Below are 14,520 nucleotides of genomic sequence, written 5' to 3'. Positions count from 1 at the left end.
CAGGTGGGTGAAGCCATGGCCATGGTCAAAGCGCTTAACCGGATCACGCTATTAGGAATGCCGAACAGTATTCGCATCACGTAACAATCGACCCGTATGGGGCGCAGTCGTTACAAGTTCTGATTTATTTAACAAAGCCCATTGACTGTTCTGGCCAAGTCGCGTTGGCCAACTATCAAAAAACGCGCCACATCCACAGTTATCGTATGGAATAACGGAAATCATCTATTATTCATTTTAAGTATTAAAAAAGCTCTTTTTTTGGCCGATAGTGATTTTAAGGGTTTGTGTTCTGTGCACATACAGATAAGCTCGATGCATTAGTGGGCAATGGTTAAATCATTGATAACCAGCGGTTTCTTGGCCAGACGTCGCGTTCTTCAAAACCCAACGCGTTGAGATTGCACATTAATATTTTAACTGGCTGTTTTGTCAGAAATATTTTACTGACATTTTTATCTTTTTCGCTTTATTTCAAAGTGACGTGTTGGCATTAAACACTGCCAGTAATGAATATATAAAGGAGTTATATTGTGGTTATTCCAGATATTCAGACTCAAAATCTACATGGCGCCACTTTTCAACCTAACGTCTCTATCGTTGATGTGATCAAATCACCCAATGCGGTAGCGGCAGTCAATACTGAGAGTAAAACCGGATCTTCATCTACTGGCTCAGATCCTTCCGATACGTTTTCACCGACCAACAGCACTAAGGTGACCCTCTCTTCTGACAAGGTGCGCACTGCACGAGGCGATGCTGCCGAGAAAAAGCAGGCCGAGCAGCAACAAGATGATGACGAAGCCGCTGCGGGCAATGAATATTCATTGATCATGACAGGCATTCCTCTGTTCGGCGGTAAATTGGTCTCCGTGATTAAATATCCTGATGGACAATCAGAGATGTTTGATTCCTTTACCGGAAAACGCATTTCTCAACAAGATCTGGCTCTGCTCGGTGTGTTGCACGGAGTGGATCCTGAGCAAGTAATGAATTTTGAGAGCAATGAATCCGACAGTGGTCTAACGGCGGCTGAAGTCTATCAACGTATTCAAGAGCTGCTCGGCAAGGAAAACGGAAGCGACGAGTAATGTCGATGACGGCTCAGTGCCCGCGCTGATATCTGCTTTATACGCGCGGGCTGCCGTATGACGTGATGCGGTTTACTCCTCTGCGTGACAGCAGGGGCACATATGCACCTCAGCGGCGCTAATTGCGGTAACGCCCGCACAATCCCACTCGACGCGCACGGCCTGTCCTTCAGGAAGTGAATGGTGCAGATACTTGCTGACAGCGTCCTCTGTCATTCCCGTTATTTCTTCCGTTGCCAACAGCGTATCCCCAACATAGACCCGCGTCACTGCATGAGCTGGCTTCTTTTCATTACCTTGCAACTGATACAGGTGATTCACCGTTAATTTGATACTCGCCATCACGCACCTTCCTGTGGGCTGGCGGTAGCGTCATCCAGACTAGGGTAATCGGTGTAACCCGTTCGATCGCTGGTATAGATAGTCTGTGCGTTCAAGGCATTGAGCGGCGCACCGAGGCGCAAGCGTTGCACCAGATCGGTGTTTGCGATATACCAACGCCCAAACGACACAGCATCTGCGCCCCCCTCATCCAACAGCGCCTGTGCCGATGCTATCGTCAAACCATCATTGGCAATATAGGCACCGGTAAAATGTTTACGCACCAACGGGCCATAAAGCGTACTGCCCGCAATATCTTCACTGCCAAAGATAAAGGCCAAACGACGTGCATCCAGCTGTTGGGCCACATAGGTAAACAGCGTCGCCGGATCGGAATCCTTCATGGAGTGCGTATTGGACATCAGGTTCAGGTGCACGCCAACCCGGCCAGCAGGCCTGCTGGCCAGACAGTGAGCACCGCATCCACTGCCTCTAACAGAAAACGTGCCCGGTTTTCAATGCTGCCACCGTAGCGGTCTGTTCGCTGGTTTGAACCATCGTGCAGAAACTGATCGAGCAAGTAACCATTGGCCGCGTGTATTTCCACACCATCAAAACCGGCATGTTTGGCATTGGCCGCCGCCTGACGGAAGTCCTCAACAATAGCAGGTATCTCATTGGTTTCCAGCGCACGTGGCACTTCATAGTTCTTGTAGGGGCGAATCGTAGCGACGTGGCCTTCAGGCGCAATCGCACTGGGTGCAACCGGCAGTTTCCCATCAAGGTAGACAGGATCGGAAATGCGCCCGACGTGCCACAGTTGCAGGACAATATTTCCACCGGCGGCGTGCACACCGGCGGTGACGCGCACCCAACCTGCAATCTGTTCATCAGACCAGATACCCGGCGTATTCGGATAGCCTACGCCCTGCGGTGAGATAGAGGTAGCTTCGCTGATAATCGGTCCTGCGTTGGCGCGCTGTACATAGTATTCCAGCATCAGCGGCCCAGGCGTTCTTTCGTTAAAGGCTTTCATGCGCGTCAACGGAGCCATCACAATGCTGTTAGGCAGCGTCAATTTGCCGATAGCGACGGGCTCGAATGGATTCGGCATAGCATTTTCCTTTCTCAGAAACCGGCCTCAAGGCTGGTTCAGGCAACCCTAATGTGTCTGGTGTTTTATCATGGCACTCGCGTTTGCTTCGCAACAAATAGTGCGAAACAGATCACATTATAGGGTTAAAACGTCCCTTTGGAGCAGGTATTACCCGCAAGGATGATGAGAAACATCGGGGGGTAAGAGGGGTGAACGATAAAGCGTAATTTCAAATACTTTTTCTGGCTAGATATCCTTTCTCGCATTTTCCTGTCAACAGCGCGATTATTGGTAGCATTAATCGCCATCACATGCCTTTTTTTCGCTCAAAGACGCTCTCGAACAGGCTGCTTTTTAATGCTATTTATTGCATTTTCCTCCTTCCCCCTATTGATATTCAACCCCCACTAGGCGTAGATTTAGCGCCGATTCCATCATAACGGGCATGCCCTGTTTATGACAGACGGAAAGCCCTCGCTCTGCGTCGGTTCGCAGGGGTAAATTGCTTTCCAAAAAGACGCACAATCGGAATCGTTGCAGGCGTATGTTTGCTGGAGATGACAATCAGTGAAGTATTTTTTTATGGGTATCTCATTCATGCTGATGGTGTGGGCGGGTGCTTTTATGCTGATGATTTAGTGATAGGTCATCGCGAGTTCGATACCAAACAGCATAAAATAAATAAAATCGAATAGAAGAAATGAATAAGGGCTGAGTGAAGAATTACTCAGCCCGTTTTGTTGGCGTCGTTAATGAAAACGTCAGAAGGAAAAACCGGGAACAAAAAGCAAAATACCGCCGCTTATCGCCAGCCAAGGGCCAAATGCCAGCTGCTGATCGAAATCCCCCCGTGTCGCCATCTCCACAGACAAGTCATTACTAAACCGCCCAATGCCGCTAACAGCACCAATTGCGGCAGCGCTTGCCATCCGAGCTAGGCACCGAGCGCCGCCAACAGTTTGAAATCGCCCGCCCCCAACAATGAGACTCCCGGCTGCCGCAGGCTGCCAGCCGCCACAAACAGGATTCCAGTTGCCGCCTCCACCAGCGGATAGCGCCAGGCGATATGCTGATTACAGCAGTGACTGCGCCCGCGCAGTACCATCCAACCGAGTACCGGCACATTGTAACGCAGCGCGATCGGCTGATGACAGTTTGGGCAGTGGGAACGCGGCCACCACAGATCGTAACGCGTCTGTGCGAGTTGTACGTCACCCTCAACGTTCAAAGCAACTTCATCACGCCACTGCATTTCCAACATGACAGGCAGGCGGTGAATCACCACATTCAGAAAGCTACCAATGACCAACCCCAACACCAAAAGCGCGCTGCACCAGAGCAGGGAATACGCTTCCGAAAACGCTACCAGTTGTTCCACGCCGTGCCTCGCATATCATCATCCTCGTAATGGTTGGCATCGCCTTTACACGCTATCGTTTCACAGGCAGCAAGGAGCAACAACCGGTAAAACACGCCAAAATGCAAGCTTGTGCACTCGCACGCAATTAAAGCGCCAAACGCCCCTGAAAACGCAACAAACGACCACCTTGCGTGGACAAAATACGCCCAATCGCTTGCGGCATGGCATCACCGCTCGCCACCCACCCATCAAACTGGTATTCCCCGCTGGCAGCCAAACTCCCCTTGCCGGTAATTTGCACATAGGGCGATTGCTGGCGCAGCGCCATTTCCAACCGGCACTCATGGCAATTCAGCTGTACCTGCGGCTGAGCCAGAGCAACCGTGCCAAGCGGCGTGCCTAATACGGCATTCTGCCAGTTCAACGTTGCCGACAGCGATTGGCATCCGCGCGGATCGACAACGGCGTGTTGCAACCGTAATTGCACGTTCCCTTGCGCACTGACGGGGACAATGAGCGGCAGCTTATTCACCACGTAAGCTGCGGGAACAGACACCTGCCACTGAAAAAGCTGCGCCTGCTGCCAGCCTCGGATCACGCCTTTTCCGCGCGGCCCATCGGGGCTATCTAAAGCTACCGCCAGCGCGGGCATCAGGTCAGAGAAGGTGACATCCCAGCTCACCGCGCCCACATCACTACCGCGCCAGCGTCACCGCAACCTGATTTCCTTGCGGTTGTAGTAGTGTCGCTTTCAAGCCGTAGCTGCTACTGCTTTGAGAAATCAGCACAGGCAAGCTGACATGACGCGATTCTGCTGCATGGGATGTCGAGGATCCAGTTGCCTGCGCAATACGCGGGGCTTTCTGGCGCAGCCAGGAGACCGTTTGTTGCTCTCTGACCAGCGTGCGCTGCCACTGCTCGCTGCGTTGCTGCCAGGGTTGCCATAGCAGGAAATAGCTGGCGGCCAGCACCAGCGCACTGCCCGCCAGCATCAGCAGCCGACGTTCACGTGGTATAATGCTGAGCCAATAGTGGTGCAACCGCGTCATGACGGCGTTTCTCATTGTTGCCCCTTTAACGTCATCTGCGCTTCAACGCGTGTGCCATTCTGGCGAATTTCACCGTGTTGGATCTGGTAATAGGTTTCAGCCTGTTGCTGGAACTGTTCCAATTCGGGATAGGCAGGCGCGCTGTAAGCCAGACGAATTTCCTGCCTATTACCGTCATAGGCCAGCGTGGTGAGGCGTATGTCCTGATTTTCTCCCAGCAACGCCTGTAAGCGATTCATTGATTGCAGCAGGCGCGGCGTATCGCGCTCACCGCCTGCCTGCTGTAAATGCTGTTGCATTTGTACCCTAGGATTCACGACCTGCGTTTCTGCCGGGAATATCTGCCGATATACACGCACACTTTCTTGCTGCCAGTAGACCGCTTGTCGATACAGTTGGTAATGCTGCCAGACAGCATCCGCCAGCAATAACATGTATTAGTCGCGACTAATACAGCTTAATCATCAAACGACAAAGCACAAAAACCGCTCATGGCGCGCAATTTTTGTGCCTGGAAAGGGGTTAGAGACCAGTCAGCCGTTTTTGCGCCTGCTTGGCGCTTTCGGTATTGGGATATTGTTTGATGACCTGATTGTAGACAGCCTTCGCTTTATCCGTCTGCCCCTTTTCCTGCATGATCACCCCAACCTTGAGTAATGCTTCGGAGCTTTTAGGGGATTTCGGGTAATTCTTGACCACGTTCGCAAAATAGTAAGCGGCGTCGTCTTTCTTACCTTTGTTGTAGTTCAACTGACCCAGCCAATAGTTGGCATTCGGCTGATAAGTTGAGTCAGGGTATTTTTTGACAAATGCCTGAAAAGCTGCAATAGCCTGATCGTACTGCTTTTTCTCTAGCACCAATGCCGCCGCAGCGTTGTAGTCGCTGTTGGCATCACCGGTACTGGCCGGTGCAGCCGCCGCGCCCGCACCATTACTGGTGGTACTGGAGGTAGACGCACCCGTATCCGTTGCTGGCGCAGAAGACGCCGACGGCGTTGACGACGAGGAGCCCATGCTATCCATTTGCTGATAGATTTGCTTCTGGCGTTCAACAACCTGATTCAACTGGTACTGATTTTCCTGAATCTGCCCACGCAAACTGTCAATATCGTGCTGCGTATCAGAGAGCTGCTGCTGAAGTTGAGTTAATAGCCGGCTATGTGCGTCAGAAATACGCTCCATTTGGGTGACACGGTCTTCCACCGAGCCAGAGCCGACATTACTGATTGGCGCTTGGGCAGTAGTGGCCCAAGGGACCGCTACGCCAACCAATAACGACAGACCCACGAGATGACGTCTGAAGTTACTGTTCATGCAATGCTCTTAGTATACTAGGGCCGCACGACGGTTTTTGGACCATGCAGCTTCGTCATTACCCAGAACCGCAGGTTTCTCTTTACCGTAAGAAACGATAGAGATCTGATCGGAAGAAACACCTTTGCCTTGCAGGTACATCTGAACAGCGTTAGCACGACGTTCACCCAGTGCGATGTTGTATTCCGGCGTACCGCGTTCATCCGCATGACCTTCGATAGTCACTTTGTAGGACGGGTTGCTGCGCAGGAAGGAAGCATGCGCGTCCAGCATATGAGCGAAGTCAGAACGGATATCGTACTTGTCCAGATCGAAGTATACGATGTTGTTGCGTTGCAGTTCTTGCATTTGCAGGCGAGCCTGCTCAGAAGAAAACATATTGCCGTTTTCATAACCGCTGCCTGCAGTGCCAACGGTAGACTGGTCATTGCCGTCTTTCTTGTGTGAACTACATGCGGCGATAGCCAGCACCGGCAGAGCTAACATCAGGACTTTCAGTACGTTATTGAATTGCATCTCTTATGTCCTTTGAAAAAATTATTTATGTTTATAAATACGGCGACCAGGCAGGGAATTTAACCTGTCCATCATTTGCCGGAAGACGCGCTTTGAAACGTCCGTCAGTAGACACCAGTTGCAGCACAGAGCCCAGCCCCAGTTTAGAGCTGTAAATCACCATCGTGCCGTTCGGTGCGATACTCGGCGTTTCGTCCAGATAGGTGCCCGTAATGACTTGAACGGCCCGCGTCACTAGATCTTGTGTAGCAATATGCTGAGCACCACCGTTGGAGCTCACCATCACTAGCATTTTGCCATCGTCACTGACTTCTGAGTCTTGATTCTGCGCCCCTTCCCAGGTGATACGCTGCGGAGCTCCGCCATTAACGTTAATTTTGTAGATTTGCGGACGTCCAGCCTGATCCGAAGTATATGCCAAAGTTTGGCTGTCGGGGAACCAGGTTGGTTCAGTATTGTTGCTGCGACCATCAGTCACTTGACGAATCTGACCGGAGCCGATGTCCATGACATACAGGTTCAGGCTGCCGCTTTTGGAAAGTGCAAAGGCCAGTTTGCTGCCATCCGGGGAAAACGCCGGAGCACCGTTGTGGCGCGGGAAGGACGCAACCTGACGGATTGCCCCATTAGCCAACGTTTGAATCACCAGCGCAGAACGACCGCTTTCAAAGGTAACGTATGCCACTTTGCTGCCATCCGGCGAACATGCCGGAGACATCAGCGGTTCTGGAGAACGGTGCACTACAAACTGGTTGTAGCCATCATAATCAGATACACGCAGTTCGTAAGGGAACTGACCACCGTTGGTCTGCACCACATAGGCGACACGTGTACGGAAGGCACCTTTGATACCGGTTAGCTTCTGGAACACTTCATCACTGGCGGTATGCGCGGCATAACGCAGCCATTGATTGGTGACCTTGAACTGGTTTTGCGCCAATACGCTGCCTGGGTTACCCGAGGTATCAACCAGTTGATAAGAGATCACGTAGCTACCGTCTGCACCCGGCTGAACCTGACCCACGATGACGGAGTCAATCCCCAGCTCCGTCCAGGCAGCAGGCGTGACTTCCGAGGCAGAACCCGGCTGCTGCGGCATACGACTGGGATCGATCGGATTGAATTTACCGCTGTTGCGCAGATCCGCACCAACGATACCGCCAATATCTTCCGGCGCTACGCCGCCGCCAGCCCACTTGAACGGAACCACGGCGATAGGACGTGCCGAGTCAACCCCTTGGGTAATCTCGATACGCACTTCGGCGTGTAGCGCTGTGACCCACAGCATTAAAAAAACTAGTGCAACTTTACATGCCTGCTCCATTTCATCTCCCTTATCCAGAGGTATCGCCTCGGATAAATTAGCAGAATTTTAACAAACCGGTATCACCAAAACACAATACCCGTGGGTGGTGCTATCATCCTTGTCCTAAAGATACCATGCGGCACCGTTAGCATCGTACTGCACGCCACGATTATTGCGGTTTGAAATCAATCGGTGCATTTTTGAAAGCTTCATACACATCCGTGCTTGGCGGCTTCGGTATTCTTGCCTGCTTGGCTGCGGCAATCGCCGCCTGACACAGTGCCGGGTCTCCACTTTCCGCTTCAACGGAAACGAGCAGACCGTCAGGTGCCAGTTTGATGCGCAATGTACAGGTTTTACCCCGATAAAGCTGCCAGTCATAAAATTTACTCTGGATCGCCGCGCGCACCTGGCCGCCATAACTGTCCAATGCGGCACCTGAGGCACCGCTCTTTTTCGCCGTGCCGGCACCTGCTGGCGCACCGCCACCTGATTTAGGCGCGTTTTTCGACGACGCCAAACCACCGAGAAGATCGTCAACGGAATCAGACTGTGCGGCGGCTTTTTTATCCGCAGCCGCCTTGGCTTTTGCATCTGCTGCGGCCTTAGCTTTCGCATCAGCTACCGCTTTGGCCTTCGCTTCTTCTTCAGCCTGCTTTTTCGCGGCAGCAGTAGCGGCTGCCTGTTTCTTCACTTCTTCTTCAGCTTTTTTCTTCGCGTCAGCGGCTGCTTTGGCTTGTTGTTCAGCTTCGGCTTTCGCCTTCGCGGCAGCGGCTTCCGCCTTCTGTTGCTGTTCTTTGGCCTTAGCAGCAGCGGCTTCCGCCTGCTTACGCTGCTCGGCCTGTTCTTGCGCCTGCTGCTTAGCGTCCTCTTGCGCTTGAAGGCGCTCTTTCTCAAGCTCTTTTAAATGCTGTTGCTCAGCAGCCTGCTTCTGCTGCAACTCTTCAGCTTGCTGCTCAGCCTGCTTTTTACGCAACTGTTCCGCGCGTTTTGCATCACTCTGCTGTTGTTGCTGGCGGTTGTACTGTTCAACGACGGCATTGGGATCAACCATTACCGCATCGATTGCCGAGCCGCCACCGCCACTGGCATCCATAGAGGAGTGGGATGAGCTCCACACCAGCAAAGCAATCAGTATGATGTGCAAAACGGCAGAGACAATAATGGCGCGTTTTAACTTATCAGGTTTTTCGGTGGCCTTTAGCACAAGCGGTTCCCAAATACTGTGTTGCCGTAATAAACGATTGCCAGAAAAAACATCACGCTTTGACTGCAACGCATTGATTATATAGGATGAGTCATCAAACCTACTGATTTGACCCCAGCCTGGCGCAGCAAGTTCAGCGCTTTGATGATCTCATCATAAGGCACGTCTTTCGCGCCCCCGATCAGAAACACCGACTTGGGATTTTCAGCCATACGCGCCTGGGCTTCCGCCACAATCTTCTCAGCGGGAAGTTGTTCCATCCGCTTTTGTTCAATAACCAGACTGTACTGACCGACGCCAGACACTTCGACAATCACCGGTGGATTATCGTTGCTGGAGACGGTTTTGGAATCTGTCGCATCAGGCAAATCCACTTCCACGCTCTGTGTGATGATGGGGGCCGTTGCCATGAAGATCAGCAACAACACCAGCAGCACGTCCAGTAATGGAACAATGTTAATTTCGGATTTTAGATCCCGGCGACCACGTGAACGAGCCATGCTGCCTCCTGATTACTTACTACTTTCAGTGAAGGCCTGACGATGCAGGATAGCGATGAACTCTTCCATGAAGTTGTTGTAGTTCTGCTCCAGTTTATTCGCACGCTGATTCAGGCGGTTATAGGCCATTACCGCAGGGATCGCCGCAAACAGACCGATGGCGGTCGCGATCAGTGCTTCTGCAATACCCGGAGCAACCATTTGCAACGTGGCCTGCTTAACCGCCCCCAACGCGATAAAGGCGTGCATGATCCCCCATACCGTACCGAACAGGCCGATATACGGGCTGATAGAGCCAACAGTACCCAAAAACGGAATGTGGGTTTCCAGCATTTCCAGTTCGCGGTTAAGGGAAATGCGCATGGCACGAGAAGCGCCCTCTACCACCGCCTCTGGCGCATGGCTGTTAGCCCGATGCAAGCGGGAAAATTCTTTGAAGCCGGAATAGAAGATCTGCTCTGAACCTGCCAGCGAATCGCGGCGCGTCTGGCTTTCCTGATACAGTCGGGAGAGTTCAATGCCTGACCAGAATTTATCTTCAAAGGCTTCAGCTTCACGCGTAGCAGTGTTCAAAATGCGCGTGCGTTGGATGATGATCGCCCAAGAGGCGATAGAAAAACCAATCAAAACCAGCATGATAAGTTTCACTAAAAGACTGGCTTTCAGGAACAAATCAAGGATATTCATGTCAGTCACTGCTTAAACTCCGCGACAATAGACTTAGGAAGCGCGATGGGCTTCATGTGATGTGGATCGATACAAGCGATCAATACGTCGGCCTGACTTAACAGATTGCCGTGAGAATTGAGAATACGCTGAGCAAACGTGAGAGAAGCACCGCGTATCACTGTGATTTCACTCTCTACGTTCAATAAATCATCCAGACGCGCCGGAGAAAAATACTCGACCGCCATACGACGCACAGCGAAAGCCACATGCTCTTCCAGCAAGGCGCACTGATGAAAGCCGTGCTGGCGTAACATTTCTGTCCGCGCACGCTCATAGAAGGCGATATAACGGGCGTGATACACCACGCCACCGGCGTCTGTGTCTTCATAGTAGATACGTACAGGCCAACGAAACAACGTATTGCTCACTCTACATCCCGGTAATACAACGAAACACCGCTACTATACGCAAGAGAAATGAGGTTTGGAATGGGTTACTTAGAGGGAAATTGAATAATTACGGGTTGCGGGAAACCCATAACCAAACGGAATAGGCCACACCCGTCATACTTCGAGCTGTAGGTGCGTTGGTTACGCTCACTCACCCAAATCACTTACCTAAGTAAGTTCATTGAGATCCGCTCCCTTGTCGCCTTCCTAAAACTCGAATGATTTGAGATATATACTAGCGAAAGACGTAAATAAGACCTGTGATCAGGATCACAAAGGCAGGAAAATGCGAAAAAATCACGCGCCACAGCAGGCGTTGCCGGCGAAACCCTACCCCGTATATCACAACGGTACAAACGGCCCATACCAGCAACGGGCCTTGCCACACGTCCAACGCGCTGGTACGTGCAGCAAAGCGTGTCGGGTCCCACATCACACAGCCCGTCATCAGCAGGGCAAGAACCCGTAACGGGCCCTTGTCCATCAGTTGGTAGAGTTTATCAACCAGACTGCTCATTGCGCGTTGTCTTCTGCCGCTTTCGCTTTCGTTGCTTCACTCTGATCTAACGCCAGAGCGGTAATAATCCCCAGCGAGCAAGCAAGAAGCGTTCCGAGTATCCAGGCAAAATACCACATCATTAAGCTCCTTACTTAGTACAGAGAGTGGGTGTTCTGTTCAATATGCTCTTTGGTAATGCGACCGAACATTTTGTAGTAACACCATGCCGTATAAGAGAGCACAATGGGTACAAAAATAATGGCGACGATCGTCATCACTTTCAGCGTGTACAAGCTGGAGGTGGCATCCCACATAGTCAGGCTTACGTTCGGTTGCGTGATGGAAGGCATCACAAACGGGAACATGGCAACCCCAGCGGTCAGGATAATGCAGGCGATAGTCAGCGAGCTGAACAGGAAAGCCAGGCCGCCCTTGTTCGCACGCGCCATCGCGATGGTCAGCAACGGTAGCACTACACCCAGCAACGGGATGGCCCACAGCACCGGATGCGCGGTAAAGTTCGCTAACCAGGCCCCGGCCTGATGCGCCACTTCTTTGTGCAGCGGGTTAGACTCAGCCGCCCTGTCCAACACGGAGGTGATGGTATAGCCGTCAATACCGTAGATTACCCACACGCCGGCCAACGCAAAGGTAACCATCATTACCAACGCCGACAGTTGAGCCGCACCTTTCGAGCGCACATACAGATCGCCATCGGTACGCATCATCAAGTAGGTAGCACCTTGCGCCAAGATCATGGTCAGGCTGACAACGCCCGCCAACAGGCCAAACGGGTTCAGCAGTTGGAAGAAGTTACCGGTGTAGAACAAGCGAACATTGGCATCGATATGGAACGGTACGCCCTGCAATAGGTTACCGAACGCCACACCAATCACCACTGGCGGCACAAAGCTACCGATGAAGATGCCCCAGTCCCACATATTGCGCCAACGCGCGTCTTCCAGCTTGGAGCGGTAGTCAAAACCGATCGGACGGAAGAGCAGCGATGCCAGTGCCAGGATCATTGCGATATAGAAACCGGAGAATGCTGCGGCATACACCATCGGCCAGGCAGCAAACAGCGCCCCACCCGCGGTGATCAGCCACACCTGGTTACCGTCCCAGTGTGGAGCGATACTGTTAATCATGATACGGCGTTCTACATCATTACGCCCCATCACACGCACCAGCACGCCAACCCCCATATCGAAGCCGTCAGTGATAGCGAAACCGATCATCAGTACGCCAATCAACAGCCACCAGATAAAACGTAATACTTCATATTCAAACATAGTGGACTCCTGTTTACCGTGCGTCCTGAGCCAGCGTCAACTGCTGTTCAAAGTGGTAACGCCCTGTTTTCAGGCTGCTTGGGCCGAGGCGCGCGAATTTGAACATCAGATACATTTCGGCGACCAGGAACAGCGTATACAAACCGCAGATCAAGCCCATCGATAGCAGGATGTCACCAGCCGTCAGCGAAGAGTTCGCTACCGCCGTGGGCAGCACTTCACCGATAGCCCACGGTTGGCGACCGTACTCGGCAACAAACCAACCAGCTTCAACCGCAATCCACGGCAACGGAATACCGAACAAGGCAGCGCGCAATAGCAGCTTGTTTTTACCGATACGGTTTCTGATAACGCTCCAGAACGACAGGCCGATAATCAGCAGCATCAGCACGCCACAGGCCACCATGATGCGGAACGAGAAGTAGAGCGGCGCAACGCGAGGAATAGAGTCCTTAGTTGCCTGCTGAATTTGTGCTTCAGTCGCATTAGCAACGTCCGCGGTGTAACGTTTGAGCAGCATGCCATAACCCAGATCCTGTTTGGACTGGTTAAAGGCTTCAAGCACAGCCGGATCGGTATTACCCGCGCGCAACTGCTCCAGCAACTCATACGCTTTCATGCCGTTGCGAATACGCACATGGTGACCATCCATCAGTTCACGCAGCCCCAGTACCACGCCGTCCGTCGAACGCGTGGCAATAAGCCCCAGCATAAACGGAATGCGCACGGCGAACTGGTTCTCCATTCTCTCCTGATTGGGAATGGCGAACAGCGTAAAGCTGGCAGGTGCCGGTTGGGTTTCCCACTCGGCTTCAATCGCGGCCAGTTTGGTTTTTTGCACGTCGCCCATTTCATAACCGGATTCATCACCCAGTACGATAACTGACAGCACAGCTGCGGTGCCAAAGCTGGCAGCAATGGCAAATGAGCGTTTGGCAAAGGCCAAGTCACGGCCCTTAAGCAAATAGTAAGCACTGATGCCCAGAATGAACATGGCACCCGTGGTGTAACCAGCAGCGACGGTATGAACGAACTTCACCTGCGCAACCGGGTTCAACACCAGTTTTGAGAAGCTCACCATTTCCATACGCATGGTTTCGAAATTGAATTCAGAAGCGATGGGGTTTTGCATCCAGCCGTTTGCAACCAAAATCCACAGCGCGGAGAAGTTAGACCCCAACGCCACCAACCAGGTCACGGCCATGTGTTGCACTTTGCCCAGGCGATCCCAGCCAAAGAAGAACAAACCAACAAACGTTGATTCGAGGAAGAACGCCATCAGGCCTTCGATAGCCAGCGGTGCGCCGAAAATGTCCCCGACATAGTGGGAGAAATAGGACCAGTTAGTACCGAAGTGGAACTCCATGGTCAGCCCGGTGGCCACGCCCAGCGCAAAGTTGATACCAAACAACTTGCCCCAGAACTTGGTCATATCCTTGTAGATTTGTTTGCCCGTCAGCACATAGACCGTTTCCATGATCGCCAACAAAAACGCCATCCCCAGCGTTAATGGTACGAAAAAGAAATGGTACATCGCGGTTAAGGCAAACTGTAAACGTGACAGTTCGACTATATCAAACATCTTGACTCCTTGCTCCTCGCAGGAAGGTTTTAGCTTGCAAATGCAAACAAGCCGCTAAACACAAAAAATGTCTTGTATTCAATTAGTTGATGTAGCATCAAACGTAGTATTCGCGTTCATGTAAGTACCGATGATCCTATCGTGCATTTCGGATGATTTTGAATATCCGAGCGTCTTGCGATTGAGCCGTTGCAATCGGTTACGCAGTGTCAGATGTGCACACTCAATACGCTGTGTATACAGCTTGCTAACAATGTGTTTTACTTTTG

The 14,520-nt window shown here is 51.9% G+C and carries 18 protein-coding genes and 3 pseudogenes; 3 read left to right on the top strand and 18 right to left on the bottom strand.

Features of this window, described 5'->3' with window-relative positions:
- Together QZ506_RS11555 and QZ506_RS11550 are read left to right on the top strand one after the other, a co-directional pair.
- Positions 1-84 (top strand): annotated as a pseudogene (locus QZ506_RS11555) (lipoprotein); the annotation flags it as partial.
- A 449-nt stretch (positions 85-533) separates the two neighbouring features.
- Complete coding sequence (locus QZ506_RS11550) at positions 534-1,091, top strand: hypothetical protein (RefSeq protein WP_291971210.1); 558 nt, start codon at positions 534-536, stop codon at positions 1,089-1,091.
- Positions 1,092-1,163: 72 nt separating this feature from the next.
- Here the strand turns inward: QZ506_RS11550 and QZ506_RS11545 are convergent, their stop codons facing one another.
- Both QZ506_RS11545 and QZ506_RS11540 read right to left on the bottom strand, forming a co-directional pair.
- The gene (locus QZ506_RS11545; protein WP_291971208.1) at positions 1,164-1,433 is read right to left on the bottom strand and encodes a hypothetical protein; all 270 of its coding nucleotides are present in this window, start codon (positions 1,431-1,433) and stop codon (positions 1,164-1,166) included.
- Positions 1,433-2,526 (bottom strand): annotated as a pseudogene (locus QZ506_RS11540) (alkene reductase). The gene QZ506_RS11545 and the pseudogene QZ506_RS11540 overlap by 1 nt, the downstream one beginning before the upstream one ends.
- Positions 2,527-3,075: 549 nt before the next feature.
- Between QZ506_RS11540 and ypdK the strand changes: the two are divergent.
- Positions 3,076-3,147: a membrane protein YpdK gene (ypdK, locus tag QZ506_RS21600; RefSeq protein WP_367273010.1), complete on the top strand. Its 72-nt coding sequence runs from the start codon at positions 3,076-3,078 to the stop codon at positions 3,145-3,147.
- 122 nt (positions 3,148-3,269) lie between these two features.
- Here the strand turns inward: ypdK and QZ506_RS11535 are convergent.
- The 16 genes and pseudogenes from QZ506_RS11535 to QZ506_RS11460 all read right to left on the bottom strand — a co-directional run.
- Positions 3,270-3,877: pseudogene (locus QZ506_RS11535) on the bottom strand (prepilin peptidase).
- A gap of 136 nt (positions 3,878-4,013) precedes the next feature.
- Positions 4,014-4,550, bottom strand: coding sequence for a type II secretion system protein N (gspN, locus tag QZ506_RS11530; RefSeq protein ID WP_291971206.1), 537 nt, complete (start codon positions 4,548-4,550; stop codon positions 4,014-4,016).
- A 13-nt stretch (positions 4,551-4,563) separates the two neighbouring features.
- On the bottom strand, positions 4,564-4,932 hold the full coding sequence (gene gspM / locus QZ506_RS11525) for a type II secretion system protein GspM (protein ID WP_291971204.1): 369 nt from the start codon (positions 4,930-4,932) through the stop codon (positions 4,564-4,566).
- The gene (gspL, locus tag QZ506_RS11520; RefSeq protein ID WP_291971202.1) at positions 4,929-5,351 is read right to left on the bottom strand and encodes a type II secretion system protein GspL; all 423 of its coding nucleotides are present in this window, start codon (positions 5,349-5,351) and stop codon (positions 4,929-4,931) included. Before gspL ends, gspM begins: the two co-directional genes overlap by 4 nt.
- 88 nt (positions 5,352-5,439) lie before the next feature.
- The gene (gene cpoB, locus QZ506_RS11515) at positions 5,440-6,231 is read right to left on the bottom strand and encodes a cell division protein CpoB (RefSeq protein WP_291971200.1); all 792 of its coding nucleotides are present in this window, start codon (positions 6,229-6,231) and stop codon (positions 5,440-5,442) included.
- Positions 6,232-6,240: 9 nt separating this feature from the next.
- Positions 6,241-6,747: a peptidoglycan-associated lipoprotein Pal gene (gene pal, locus QZ506_RS11510; protein WP_291971199.1), complete on the bottom strand. Its 507-nt coding sequence runs from the start codon at positions 6,745-6,747 to the stop codon at positions 6,241-6,243.
- Positions 6,748-6,778: 31 nt separating this feature from the next.
- On the bottom strand, positions 6,779-8,071 hold the full coding sequence (tolB, locus tag QZ506_RS11505) for a Tol-Pal system beta propeller repeat protein TolB (protein WP_291971197.1): 1,293 nt from the start codon (positions 8,069-8,071) through the stop codon (positions 6,779-6,781).
- A 151-nt stretch (positions 8,072-8,222) separates the two neighbouring features.
- Entirely contained in the window at positions 8,223-9,260 is a 1,038-nt protein-coding gene (gene tolA, locus QZ506_RS11500) for a cell envelope integrity protein TolA (RefSeq protein WP_291971195.1), read from the bottom strand.
- Positions 9,261-9,337: 77 nt separating this feature from the next.
- A complete protein-coding gene (gene tolR / locus QZ506_RS11495) occupies positions 9,338-9,760 on the bottom strand; it encodes a colicin uptake protein TolR (protein ID WP_291971194.1) in 423 nt (140 codons plus the stop codon).
- Between the two features lie 12 nt (positions 9,761-9,772).
- Entirely contained in the window at positions 9,773-10,456 is a 684-nt protein-coding gene (tolQ, locus tag QZ506_RS11490; protein WP_291971192.1) for a Tol-Pal system protein TolQ, read from the bottom strand.
- Positions 10,453-10,857, bottom strand: coding sequence for a tol-pal system-associated acyl-CoA thioesterase (ybgC, locus tag QZ506_RS11485; RefSeq protein WP_291971190.1), 405 nt, complete (start codon positions 10,855-10,857; stop codon positions 10,453-10,455). The genes tolQ and ybgC overlap by 4 nt, the downstream gene beginning before the upstream one ends.
- A gap of 256 nt (positions 10,858-11,113) precedes the next feature.
- Positions 11,114-11,395: a cyd operon protein YbgE gene (gene ybgE / locus QZ506_RS11480; protein ID WP_291971188.1), complete on the bottom strand. Its 282-nt coding sequence runs from the start codon at positions 11,393-11,395 to the stop codon at positions 11,114-11,116.
- Entirely contained in the window at positions 11,392-11,514 is a 123-nt protein-coding gene (cydX, locus tag QZ506_RS11475) for a cytochrome bd-I oxidase subunit CydX (RefSeq protein WP_291971186.1), read from the bottom strand. The genes ybgE and cydX overlap by 4 nt, the downstream gene beginning before the upstream one ends.
- Before the next feature lie 15 nt (positions 11,515-11,529).
- Entirely contained in the window at positions 11,530-12,669 is a 1,140-nt protein-coding gene (gene cydB, locus QZ506_RS11470) for a cytochrome d ubiquinol oxidase subunit II (protein ID WP_291971184.1), read from the bottom strand.
- A gap of 13 nt (positions 12,670-12,682) precedes the next feature.
- Positions 12,683-14,251 carry a cytochrome ubiquinol oxidase subunit I gene (cydA, locus tag QZ506_RS11465; protein WP_291971183.1) on the bottom strand — a complete coding sequence of 523 codons (1,569 nt, stop codon included), beginning with the start codon at positions 14,249-14,251 and terminating at the stop codon, positions 12,683-12,685.
- 78 nt (positions 14,252-14,329) lie between these two features.
- Positions 14,330-14,520: IS1 family transposase (locus QZ506_RS11460; RefSeq protein WP_291971181.1), on the bottom strand; the 191-nt coding region annotated here is incomplete at its 5' end.

Origin of the sequence: Candidatus Symbiopectobacterium sp., from assembly GCF_020054415.1 — a bacterium.
In the GTDB taxonomy this organism is placed as follows: domain Bacteria; phylum Pseudomonadota; class Gammaproteobacteria; order Enterobacterales; family Enterobacteriaceae; genus Symbiopectobacterium.
The sequence above is the reverse complement of the archived record's forward strand: the minus strand, read 5'-3'. Positions and strand labels throughout refer to the sequence as shown.

What these genes read in the sequence shown, in the direction of transcription:
- QZ506_RS11545 (WP_291971208.1), bottom strand. Translation starts at nt 1,433, where the DNA reads ATGGCGAGTATCAAATTAACGGTGAATCACCTGTATCAGTTGCAAGGT.
- cydX (WP_291971186.1), bottom strand. Translation starts at nt 11,514, where the DNA reads ATGTGGTATTTTGCCTGGATACTCGGAACGCTTCTTGCTTGCTCGCTG.
- gspL (WP_291971202.1), bottom strand. Translation starts at nt 5,351, where the DNA reads ATGTTATTGCTGGCGGATGCTGTCTGGCAGCATTACCAACTGTATCGA.
- tolR (WP_291971194.1), bottom strand. Translation starts at nt 9,760, where the DNA reads ATGGCTCGTTCACGTGGTCGCCGGGATCTAAAATCCGAAATTAACATT.
- ybgE (WP_291971188.1), bottom strand. Translation starts at nt 11,395, where the DNA reads ATGAGCAGTCTGGTTGATAAACTCTACCAACTGATGGACAAGGGCCCG.
- cpoB (WP_291971200.1), bottom strand. Translation starts at nt 6,231, where the DNA reads ATGAACAGTAACTTCAGACGTCATCTCGTGGGTCTGTCGTTATTGGTT.
- tolB (WP_291971197.1), bottom strand. Translation starts at nt 8,071, where the DNA reads ATGGAGCAGGCATGTAAAGTTGCACTAGTTTTTTTAATGCTGTGGGTC.
- pal (WP_291971199.1), bottom strand. Translation starts at nt 6,747, where the DNA reads ATGCAATTCAATAACGTACTGAAAGTCCTGATGTTAGCTCTGCCGGTG.
- cydA (WP_291971183.1), bottom strand. Translation starts at nt 14,251, where the DNA reads ATGTTTGATATAGTCGAACTGTCACGTTTACAGTTTGCCTTAACCGCG.
- gspM (WP_291971204.1), bottom strand. Translation starts at nt 4,932, where the DNA reads ATGAGAAACGCCGTCATGACGCGGTTGCACCACTATTGGCTCAGCATT.
- cydB (WP_291971184.1), bottom strand. Translation starts at nt 12,669, where the DNA reads ATGTTTGAATATGAAGTATTACGTTTTATCTGGTGGCTGTTGATTGGC.